At 49.6% G+C, this 9,593-nt stretch carries 10 protein-coding genes, 2 pseudogenes and 1 riboswitch; of the genes and pseudogenes, 5 read left to right on the top strand and 7 right to left on the bottom strand.

What is annotated here, in order from left to right; translation table 11 throughout:
* Positions 1-174: 174 nt before the first annotated feature.
* Together ACJHVI_RS08895 and ACJHVI_RS08890 are read right to left on the bottom strand one after the other, a co-directional pair.
* Positions 175-1,542 carry a DUF711 family protein gene (locus tag ACJHVI_RS08895; protein ID WP_483184385.1) on the bottom strand — a complete coding sequence of 456 codons (1,368 nt, stop codon included), beginning with the start codon at positions 1,540-1,542 and terminating at the stop codon, positions 175-177.
* A 3-nt stretch (positions 1,543-1,545) separates the two neighbouring features.
* Entirely contained in the window at positions 1,546-1,815 is a 270-nt protein-coding gene (locus ACJHVI_RS08890) for an ACT domain-containing protein (RefSeq protein ID WP_115219470.1), read from the bottom strand.
* Positions 1,816-1,892: 77 nt separating this feature from the next.
* Between ACJHVI_RS08890 and ACJHVI_RS08885 the strand changes: the two genes are divergently transcribed.
* The 3 genes from ACJHVI_RS08885 to fumC all read left to right on the top strand — a co-directional run bounded on the left by ACJHVI_RS08885 (position 1,893) and on the right by fumC (position 4,708).
* Positions 1,893-2,621, top strand: coding sequence for a sulfite exporter TauE/SafE family protein (locus ACJHVI_RS08885; RefSeq protein WP_483184384.1), 729 nt, complete (start codon positions 1,893-1,895; stop codon positions 2,619-2,621).
* 11 nt (positions 2,622-2,632) lie between these two features.
* Positions 2,633-3,235 (top strand): rhomboid family intramembrane serine protease, encoded by a 603-nt coding sequence (locus ACJHVI_RS08880; RefSeq protein ID WP_483184383.1) that lies wholly within the window; start codon positions 2,633-2,635, stop codon positions 3,233-3,235.
* 84 nt (positions 3,236-3,319) lie between these two features.
* The gene (gene fumC / locus ACJHVI_RS08875; RefSeq protein WP_483184382.1) at positions 3,320-4,708 is read left to right on the top strand and encodes a class II fumarate hydratase; all 1,389 of its coding nucleotides are present in this window, start codon (positions 3,320-3,322) and stop codon (positions 4,706-4,708) included.
* A gap of 438 nt (positions 4,709-5,146) precedes the next feature.
* Here the strand turns inward: fumC and ACJHVI_RS08870 are convergent, their stop codons facing one another.
* The 3 genes from ACJHVI_RS08870 to ACJHVI_RS08860 form a co-directional block, all read right to left on the bottom strand.
* Positions 5,147-5,845, bottom strand: a complete 699-nt coding sequence (locus ACJHVI_RS08870; protein ID WP_483184381.1) for a 7-cyano-7-deazaguanine/7-aminomethyl-7-deazaguanine transporter — start codon at positions 5,843-5,845, stop codon at positions 5,147-5,149.
* An 84-nt stretch (positions 5,846-5,929) separates the two neighbouring features.
* Positions 5,930-6,400 (bottom strand): preQ(1) synthase, encoded by a 471-nt coding sequence (queF, locus tag ACJHVI_RS08865; protein WP_483184380.1) that lies wholly within the window; start codon positions 6,398-6,400, stop codon positions 5,930-5,932.
* 1 nt (position 6,401) lies between these two features.
* Positions 6,402-6,446, bottom strand: a riboswitch (PreQ1 riboswitch).
* 303 nt (positions 6,447-6,749) lie between these two features.
* Positions 6,750-7,565, bottom strand: a complete 816-nt coding sequence (locus ACJHVI_RS08860; protein ID WP_483184379.1) for a DUF4198 domain-containing protein — start codon at positions 7,563-7,565, stop codon at positions 6,750-6,752.
* Between the two features lie 121 nt (positions 7,566-7,686).
* Here ACJHVI_RS08860 and ACJHVI_RS08855 point away from each other — a divergent pair, with 121 nt between their 5' ends.
* Positions 7,687-8,601: a mevalonate kinase family protein gene (locus tag ACJHVI_RS08855; protein ID WP_483184378.1), complete on the top strand. Its 915-nt coding sequence runs from the start codon at positions 7,687-7,689 to the stop codon at positions 8,599-8,601.
* 248 nt (positions 8,602-8,849) lie between these two features.
* Positions 8,850-9,092 (top strand): annotated as a pseudogene (locus tag ACJHVI_RS08850) (transposase); the annotation flags it as partial.
* A 125-nt stretch (positions 9,093-9,217) separates the two neighbouring features.
* Here ACJHVI_RS08850 and ACJHVI_RS08845 read toward each other — a convergent pair.
* Both ACJHVI_RS08845 and ACJHVI_RS08840 read right to left on the bottom strand, forming a co-directional pair.
* Positions 9,218-9,400, bottom strand: a pseudogene (locus tag ACJHVI_RS08845) (transposase); the annotation flags it as partial.
* A 29-nt stretch (positions 9,401-9,429) separates the two neighbouring features.
* Complete coding sequence (locus tag ACJHVI_RS08840) at positions 9,430-9,525, bottom strand: hypothetical protein (RefSeq protein WP_483184386.1); 96 nt, start codon at positions 9,523-9,525, stop codon at positions 9,430-9,432.
* Between the last annotated feature and the right edge of the window lie 68 nt (positions 9,526-9,593).

Here is a 9,593-nt window from a genome sequence, read left to right as displayed (position 1 = left end):
CCTATTGCTGCCTGAAAAGGCGGTAAGCAGCTTGAAATGGGCTGTTTAATCAGGATGAATGGGTAAAATTTGGGCACATAATGCCATTTTTCTTAAAAACCCCAAAACAACTTAAATGCTTTGGGGTTTTGCAAAGGTTTCCGAAAGTGAGTAGGACAAGATGCATATGTTTTCCTAATTCTTCAATGATTGCACCGGTGCGGGGATGCGTCCGCCGCGTCGGACAAAGACGCTGCAATTGCCTTCTTTGACCGGCATAATCGGCGCAGCACCCAGCAATCCGCCAAATTCGACCATTTCGCCTACGCCTTTATGCGGTACAGGGATAATGCGCACGGCGGTGGTTTTGCTGTTGATCATGCCGATGGCGGCTTCGTCTGCAATAATGCCGGCAATCGTGTCGGCGCCGGTGTTGCCGGGCACGGCAATCATATCCAAGCCGACCGAGCAGACCGCCGTCATCGCCTCGAGTTTGGATAGGCTGAGCACACCGGCTTGCGCCGCGGCAATCATGCCTTCGTCTTCGGAGACGGGAATAAAGGCGCCGCTTAAGCCGCCGACGGCGCTGCTTGCCATCATGCCGCCTTTTTTTACCGCATCATTGAGCATGGCCAAGGCGGCGGTTGTGCCGTGGGTACCGCAGACGGATAAGCCCATTTGTTCTAAAATCCGCGCGACGGAATCGCCGACTGCTGGCGTGGGGGCAAGCGATAAATCCAAGATACCGAAAGGAATATTCAGGCGTTTGGCGACTTCCTGCCCGACGAGTTCCCCTACGCGGGTAATTTTAAAGGCGGTTTTTTTGATGATTTCCGCGATATCGGTCAAATCTTGTGCATTGCTGTTTTCCAAAGCCGCTTTGACTACACCGGGACCGGAGACGCCAACATTGATGACGCTTTCGCCCTCGCCGCCGCCGTGAAATGCGCCTGCCATGAAGGGATTATCTTCCACCGCATTGCAGAAGACGACAAATTTGGCGCAGCCGAAGGCTTCGGGCGTGGCGGCGGCAATCGCTTTAATCGTTTCGGCAACGAGGTTGACCGCGTCCATATTGATGCCTGCCCGCGTGCTGCCGATATTGGCGGAGGCACAGACAATTTTGGTTTCCGCCAATGCCTGCGGCAGCGAAGCTATCAGCAAGCGATCGCTCTGCGACAAATCTTTATGTGCCAAAGCGGAAAAGCCGCCTAAGAAAGAAACACCCAAATCATTGGCGGCTTTGTCTAAGATTTTGGCGAGGCGGACAAAGTCTTCGGGCGTTTTCGCGCAAGCTGCGCCTATCTGCGCGATGGGCGTTACCGCGATTCTTTGATTGACAATCGGCACGCCGTAAGTTGCCGATACCGCCTGCACGGTGCTGACCAAATCTTTGCCGATGCGCATGATTTTCTCGTAAATCTTATCGCCCGTACGCCCCACATCGCTGTCTGCGCAGCTGTGCAAATCAATGCCTAAAGTAACGGTGCGCACATCAAAATGCTGATGAGAAAACATCTGCAAGGTTTCGACAATCTCGCCGTATTTCCATTCGCTACGCATGACTTAAATCCTGTGCATGGCGGTAAACAAAGCCTCGTGCTGCAAGCGAATATCCAATTCGCAGGCGCGGCCGTAATCGGCAAATACCTGTGCCAGCTCGGTAATCTCGCGCTGACAGGCAGATAAATCCGCCTCAATCATCATCGTGAAATAACCGCTCATCAATTGCTGGCTGATATTGACGATGTTTACCCGCTCCTCCGCCAATAATTTGCTCACATCATAAACAATGCCGATGCGGTCTTTGCCGATGACACTCAAAATCGCTTGCATACGCCCTTCTCCGAATAAAAATACACAGCTTACGCCTTTATCCGCCAAAAACAAAGCCGCAGCGGATGCGGCGCTTCATGCCGATACATTATACTGCTGTTAAGCGCTTCTTAGCGCAGCCTTATCTTAAAGCAAGGCAAATCCACTATAATGCGGCTATGAACGAACTTTTCCCCATTATCTTCAGCGCCTTTTTCACAGGGCTGGCAGGCGGCGCGCATTGTCTGGGCATGTGCGGCGGCATCGGCACCATGCTCGGTATGCACAGCCGCCTGCGCAATCAAATCCTCAGTTATCAGGCAGGCAGACTGTTTTCTTATACTTGTCTGGGCTTTTTCTGCGGTTGGCTGCTGCCGCTTATCGGCATACACCCCGGCATGGGTGATACGGGACTATGGATTCGCCGCATCAGTTCTCTGATTATCGCCGCAATCGGGCTGATGCAAGTCTTCAACATCGCCTCCCTACGCCTGCTTGAACGCTATGGTTACCGCCTATGGCAGCCATTAAACCGCTTCTTGCAACAACTGCTGCCCATTCGCAGCCATGCCGATGCCTTTATTGTCGGTAGCCTTTGGGGGCTTCTGCCCTGCGGACTGATTTATGCCGCGCTTGCCATTGCCATCAGCCGTGCGCAAGCCCTAGAATCTGCGGCAGTGATGTTGAGCTTCGGACTGGGCACCCTGCCTGCCATGCTCGGCATCAGCCTCTTTTCGCGCCAAATCGCGCAAACCCTAGCGCATACGCATCTGCGTCGCGTCTTAGGATTACTGATTATGCTCATGTCGGCATGGGCATGGCACTAAAGGAAATCATCATGCAAAGTCCCGTTCTGCGCCGCGCCGGCGTCTTCACATGGCTTATCTTCGCGCTGTGCGTCCTATTTACGCTTCTGATTCGTGCCGGCGCTAAGCGAGAAATGCTTGCCTATTTCGTCTTTTATCCGCCGCTCATGGCGGAAGGCGAAATCTGGCGCTTGATTACCCCGACCTTCCTGCATTTTTCTTTTTACGGCTCGGTCATCATTCATCTGCTGTTTAATAGCCTGATTTGGCTCAATCTGGGCGGCTGGATAGAATATTGCGAAAAAGCTTGGCGTTTGCCCCTGTTGTTTTTAAGCACCGCCCTCATCAGCAATACTGCTGCGTATTTCAGCTACGGCGTAGCATTCGGCGGGCTGTCAGGCGTTGCCTACGGATTAATAAGCTATCTCTGGTGGGCGGGGCGGCGGGTTGTCTTATACCGCATGATATTACCCACACAAATGTTCTACGCCTTTCTGGCTTTCCTTGCCCTAGGCTACACGGGGCTGATTGGCAATATCGCCAACAACGCGCATCTCGGCGGACTGATTGCAGGCATTGCCTTTGCCACCCTGTTGCCGCCGCATTTTAAACCCTTAACAGCAGCGCAAGATTAAATGCTGGATTTAGCCGAAGCAGACATAGGAAAAGTGTTAAAATTTGTCGGCTAATCTTTTTCAACTGAAAGCTAAGGAGCACCTATGAGTACACGTACCGAACACGACACAATGGGCAATGTGGAAGTCCCGTCTGATGCTTATTGGGGGGCGCAAACACAGCGCAGCCGCGATAATTTCAAAATCGGCGGCGAAACCTTGCCTTTGCCGCTGATTGAGGCGATGGCATTAGTGAAAAAAGCGGCGGCAATCACAAATGCTTCTTTAGGGCGCATCAAGGCGGAGCAGGCGGATTTAATCACTCAAGCTGCCGATGATGTTTTGGCAGGCAAATTGGCAGGACAATTTCCTTTGGTGGTCTGGCAAACAGGTTCAGGCACGCAGTCGAATATGAATATGAACGAAGTGCTGGCGAATCGTGCGAATGAGATTGCCGGCACGGGTTTGGCAGCCTATCAGCCGATTCATCCCAATGACCATGTGAACCACGCGCAATCGACCAATGATTCTTTCCCTACCGCCATTCATGTGGCAGCAGCGATTGAAATCAACCGCTTATTAATTCCGGCCGTTAAAGCCCTGCGCGATACTTTAGATGCCAAAGCCAAATCTTTCGCTTCGATTGTCAAAATCGGGCGCACGCATTTGCAGGATGCTACGCCTTTGACTTTAGGGCAGGAATTTTCCGGCTATGTCTCGCAGCTTGATCACGGTTTGGATCGTTTACAGCATGCTTTACAAGGTTTATATGAATTGCCTTTGGGCGGTACGGCGGTCGGCACGGGCTTGAACAGCCATCCCGAATATGCCGTCAAAGCGGCGGAGCAATTAGCCACATTATCCGGTCTGCCTTTTGTGACCGCGCCGAATAAATTTGAGGCATTGGGCGGCCGCGATGCGGCGGTTTATGCTTCCGGCGCTTTAAAAACCTTGGCGGCGAGTTTGAACAAAATCGCTAATGATGTGCGTTGGTTGGCCAGCGGTCCGCGCTGCGGTTTGGGCGAGCTGAAAATCCCCGAAAACGAGCCCGGTTCTTCAATTATGCCCGGCAAAGTCAATCCGACACAGTGCGAGGCGATGACAATGGTCTGCTGCCAAGTCTTCGGCAATGACGTTACCATCAATATGGCGGGGGCAAGCGGCAATTTCGAGCTGAATGTGTATATGCCGGTCATCGGCTTTAATTTGCTGCAATCCATTCGCTTGCTCGGCGATGTCTGCAACAGCTTTAACGAGCATTGTGCGGTGGGTATTGAGCCGGTGCCGGAAAAAATCGATTATTTCCTGCATCACTCTTTGATGTTGGTCACGGCGCTTAACCGCAAAATCGGCTATGAAAATGCGGCGAAAGTAGCGAAAACCGCCTATAAAAACGACAAATCTTTGCGCGAAACCGCAGTCGAGCTCGGTTTGCTGACCGGAGAAGAGTTTGACGAGTTGGTCAAACCTGAAGATATGGTCGCCCCGCGTTGATAATTGCTCCAAAAGCCGCCCTCAACAAGGCGGCTTTTTTAACGCCGCTATAATGGATTGATATGAACAAAAGCGTATATATAGTCAAAGATTTCAAAAAGAGTTACAGTTTTGATTCATTTTGCTGTACTCTCTATAACGCTCGCAGCTTGATATTTTGTGTCACTTTTTCAGCTCTTCGACTATAGTCGGAGAAGTGAAAAAGTACTACAAGGCGGCGAGCCGCAGGCAGTACAGAGCGTACGGCAAGGCGAACTAAATTCGTAATACTTTTTCCATTCTTTTGCTATAGTCGAAGAACGGGAAAAGTATTACGGCATTGTCTCGCCTTGTACTGCTTTTTCACTTCTCCGACTATCGTGAATATCGATCCCTTATTTAGCGGAATAATGCTCTGCTGCTGCGATTGGCAAGACAGCGGAGCGTGGAAGGCTTGGTTTAAGAAGAATAAGCGCTGGCTTGCGACAGATTCGCCGTATGGTCTTTAGAAATACGGGTCAGTTTGTCGCTAAGAATTTTGAGCAGAATGCCGTAGGCGGGCAGAAATAGCACGATGGAAATGCTCAGTTTCCAAGCATAGTCCATCAGCGCGATTTCAACCCAGTGCTCGGCAAGGAAGGGATCGGCGCTTTTATAAAAGGCGGTGCTAAAGAAGGCGAGCGTATCCAGAGCATTGCCAAAAAGGGTGGATGCGGCGGGTGCCAGCCACCATTGTTTGTGTCGGCGCAGGCGGTTGAAGACGCTAATGTCCATGATTTGACCGATGAGGTAGCCGAGCAGACTGGCAAGGGCAATTCTCGCCACCACCGTATTCAGGCTGCTAAGCGCCGCAAAACCCATAAATTCGCCGTTTGAGAATAAGACGCCGATGAAGTAAGAGATAAAAAGTGCGGGAATCATGCTGAAGAAAATGATTTTGCGCGCGAGCGCAGCGCCGAAAATACGCACGGTGAGGTCGGTGGTTAGAAAAATAAAGGGGAAAGTAAATGCGCCCCAAGTGGTATGCAAGCCAAAAAGCGTAAAAGAGATTTGGACAAGATAGTTACTGGAAATGATGACAATCATATGCCAAAAAACCAGCCGGCGAAGTGCTTTTTGCTGTTGGGCGGGGCTAAAGTTGAATTGCTGAATTTGCATGTATATTCCTTGATAGTAATGTCGTTTGCCACATCGGGCGCTACGCCGAATGCCGAATGTGTTATGGTGCTGAGGTATCGATAGTTAGCGGCGACCGTGCTGAAAAAGGCGTTCGCGTGCCATTGCGGCATAAGGGCTGCCCGCTTGTCCGTAATTGGCATAGGGATGAATGGCAATGCCGCCGCGCGGGGTAAATTCGCCGAAGACTTCGATGTATTTGGGCTGCATCAGCGCAATCAGGTCTTTCATAATAATATTGACGCAGTCTTCGTGAAAATCGCCGTGATTGCGAAAGCTGAATAAATAGAGCTTGAGCGATTTGCTTTCTACCATGCGCTGATTAGGAATATAGGCGATATGGATGGTGGCGAAGTCCGGCTGCCCCGTCATCGGGCAGAGACTGGTAAATTCCGGACAGATAAAACGCACGAAATAATCATTGTCGTCATGTTTATTGGGAAAGGCTTCCAGAATGTCGGGCGCATATTGCGCGGGATAATGCGTCCCTTGATTGCCAAGCAGGGAAAGCTCGGCGAGTTCTTGTTCGTTTCTCATGTTTGACCTAGTTTTTTATGGTGGGAGGATTGCGAACCACGTTGTTTAACAATGTATTTTATAGAATCTTCATATGATTGCGAAAATACGCTATAAGCCGACAAAATGTCTTGCAACATTTTGGGCGGAAGACAGTTTACACGATATGGAGGAAAAGAGAAGGATGAATATTCACCCATTCTTGTCTATTGTCAATTATGATGCTGAAATAGTCGAAGAATTGAAAAAGTATTACGGTATTGGTTCGCCTTGTACTACTTTTATAATTATCAGAACCCTAAAAAAACGGCACGCAATTGCGTGCCAAATTAGGGAAGGACTTCTTTGTCTTAATCACGCTATGTGCGGACTAGTGATGATGATCGTGCGCGTCTTCAATCATAAAGGTTAAAGTCGCATAGCTAGCCAATTTTTGGCATTCGCTTTGATCCGGATAGTCGGATTTATGTACGACGCGGAGCTTCCAAAAGCCTTTGCGCAACGGATAGAATTGCAGGCTGCCGTCCGGACGCGTGGTGTCGGAGAAGGCTTGCGGCTCGAGTTTGTGAATTTTGTCGTTCGGATCTTTGGTCATAAAGCCGGAGAAGGTGCCGACGACGGTCGCGCCTTCCAAAGGTTCGCCATTGAAATAAACTTTCAGCGGAAAGCCTTCACCGATAATGATATTGGCAGGATTGTCTTGCGGCACGATTTCCAAACCTTGACCGACAGGTTTGGTTACCACCGCGGTATCTGCACTTTCATGTCCTGCATTAAGCACCATTTTGCCGTACATGCGGGTTTGTTCGCAGTAAGTGGCATCAGGCATTTGCTTTAAATTTTCCTGTTTCCAGCCATTGGCGTTTTTCGACCAGAAAGTCGGGCTGTATTCTGCGGTCAGCAGGTAGCTGCCATCTTTGATTTCTTCAGGCGAAGTGAAATAGATATTGCGCTTCTCACTGCGCACCATGTCGATTTTGCCTTCCGGACCGATGAGCTGCATCGGTTTTTTGAAGATGTGCATACGCTCTTCCGGAATGTCGGCTAAATCGGGGAAATCGCCGTAACCAAGGCTAGCTTTGAGAATTTCGCCGCCATGGGTGTGTCCTGCATCGACCCATACTTCATGGGCAAGGATCGGCAGGCTAAACATCGCCGCCATTGTCAGGGCAAGTACTTTTTTCATATTAACTCCGTATGTGTTTCAATCTTTCAAATGTTATATTGTTGCAGAAATTCTTGCAAGTTTTTTCTGCATCACATACGTAAATGGTTACACTATGCGCAGATAATATCAGGAGTAAGGAATGATTAAAGCGATTGTCCCTGGGTCTTTAATGATTTGCGGCGAACATGCGGTGGTTTACGGTCAATCTGCACTAGTTTGTGCGGTGGCGCAATATGTGCGCGTCAGCATTATCGAGCGTAGCGATGATGTGCTGCGCATTGACAGCGCTTTGGCGCAATATGAAGCACCTTTGTCAGCATTGAAAGAAGAACCCAAACTGCGCTTTGTTTTAGCGGCTGTACGCCGCCAATTGCCGCATACGGGGCTGGATATGGTCATTGAGAGCGAGATTGATCCTTTACTAGGTTTCGGTTCTTCAGCGGCGGTAACAGTCGCGACGCTTGCGGCTTTGTCCGCTGTCCGGCAAAAAGAGATGGATAATACTGCCCTGCACCGTGCGGCACATGAAGTAATTTTAGAGATTCAAAAACGCGGCAGCGGTGCTGATTTGGCAGCAAGCATTTGGGGCGGCATGTTGGCGTATTCGCCGCCGCCTGCGTTGTCAGTACAATCTTTGCCCCTACCGTCTTTGTCTTTAAGCGTGCGCTATGCGGGATATAAAACGCCGACTGCCGAAGTACTGGCGATGCTGGCAACAGCAGCGGAAGAAAATCCTGACGCGTATGCGGAGTTGTATCAGCGAATGGGGGCAGTCAGTCAAGCAGCAGCACATGCAGCGGCACAGCAGAATTGGCAGCTGTTTTACCAACACTTAAACGCTTATCAAATATTAATGCAAGAATTAGGCGTCTGCGATGCGGTGCAGGCAGCGCATTTGGCGGCAGTGCAGGATTGTGCGGCAGCGGCAAAAATCAGCGGCAGCGGCTTAGGCGACTGCATTATCGCTTTTGCCGAACGCACACCCGCACAACATCAAGCAGTGCAGATCGCGCCGCAAGGGCTGCTTATTATCAGAAATGAATCTGGCCAGTGAAAAAAGATGATGTCTCTCAATATAGTCGAAGAATTGAAAAAGTATTACAGCGTTGGCTCGCCTTGCCGTGTTATCTGTGCTGTCTGCAGCTTGCCGCCTTGTACCACTTTTTCACTTCTCCAACTATATTAGGGACAAACCATAATGCAGTTATCAATCAATTTTCCCGGTTGCTCAGATGGAAACCTTTGCAAAACCCCAAAAAATCCTCTAAATTCTCCCCAACCAAGAATTTAGAGGATTTTCCCATGAGCAGCTTTTTCTACCATTCCGCCCAAACCCTACTCAATCAATACGCTGACCGTTTCCCCTTGCTTAAAATCACCCAACTGCTCGATTGGCAAGCCATTGAACACACACTTGCCAGTAAAAAAGTGGCTTATTTGCGCGACCATGGTGGTCGTCCTGCTTATCCTTTGTTGCCGATGTTCCGTGCGGTATTGTTGGGACAATGGCACAGTCTTTCCGACTCCGAATTAGAAAACAGTCTGAAACCTTTGCAAAACCCCAAAGCATTTAAGTTGTTTTGGGGTTTTCAACAGAAATGGCATTATTTGCCCAAATTTTACCCATTCACCCCGAGTAAACAGCCCATTTCAGGCTGCTTACCGCCTTTTCAGGCAGCAATAGGCGCAATTAGCCTTAGCTTGTTGGCTGCTTTCAACAAATTCAAACACATCACCTTCAACACCATTTGCCCTTTGACTTTTCCCAAACCAAAATAGCTCGCCCGTTTACACTTAAACAGTCGGTGCAAAATGGCAAAGCTCTGCTCTACACGATAGCGAATTTTTGATATAGTCAAGGAAATCAAAAAGAGTTACAAATTCACAGGAAGTAAAAGAATAGTTTATCGATGCAATCTAAGCGCCAATCCTTGCGTTTACGTTTAAGCCAAGCCCACATTTTCTCGATTGGCTTCAGATCCGGACTGTATGGCGGTAGCCGTAAAATATGATGTCCCGCATCTGCGATAAGCTGTTAGGTATCCT

It is taken from the genome of Suttonella sp., assembly GCF_056855035.1.
The sequence above is the reverse complement of the archived record's forward strand: the minus strand, read 5'-3'. Positions and strand labels throughout refer to the sequence as shown.

What these genes read in the sequence shown, in the direction of transcription:
- ACJHVI_RS08895 (WP_483184385.1), bottom strand. Translation starts at nt 1,542, where the DNA reads ATGCGTAGCGAATGGAAATACGGCGAGATTGTCGAAACCTTGCAGATG.
- ACJHVI_RS08860 (WP_483184379.1), bottom strand. Translation starts at nt 7,565, where the DNA reads ATGAAAAAAGTACTTGCCCTGACAATGGCGGCGATGTTTAGCCTGCCG.
- ACJHVI_RS08890 (WP_115219470.1), bottom strand. Translation starts at nt 1,815, where the DNA reads ATGCAAGCGATTTTGAGTGTCATCGGCAAAGACCGCATCGGCATTGTT.
- ACJHVI_RS08885 (WP_483184384.1), top strand. Translation starts at nt 1,893, where the DNA reads ATGCCGATACATTATACTGCTGTTAAGCGCTTCTTAGCGCAGCCTTAT.
- fumC (WP_483184382.1), top strand. Translation starts at nt 3,320, where the DNA reads ATGAGTACACGTACCGAACACGACACAATGGGCAATGTGGAAGTCCCG.
- ACJHVI_RS08855 (WP_483184378.1), top strand. Translation starts at nt 7,687, where the DNA reads ATGATTAAAGCGATTGTCCCTGGGTCTTTAATGATTTGCGGCGAACAT.
- queF (WP_483184380.1), bottom strand. Translation starts at nt 6,400, where the DNA reads ATGAGAAACGAACAAGAACTCGCCGAGCTTTCCCTGCTTGGCAATCAA.
- ACJHVI_RS08870 (WP_483184381.1), bottom strand. Translation starts at nt 5,845, where the DNA reads ATGCAAATTCAGCAATTCAACTTTAGCCCCGCCCAACAGCAAAAAGCA.
- ACJHVI_RS08880 (WP_483184383.1), top strand. Translation starts at nt 2,633, where the DNA reads ATGCAAAGTCCCGTTCTGCGCCGCGCCGGCGTCTTCACATGGCTTATC.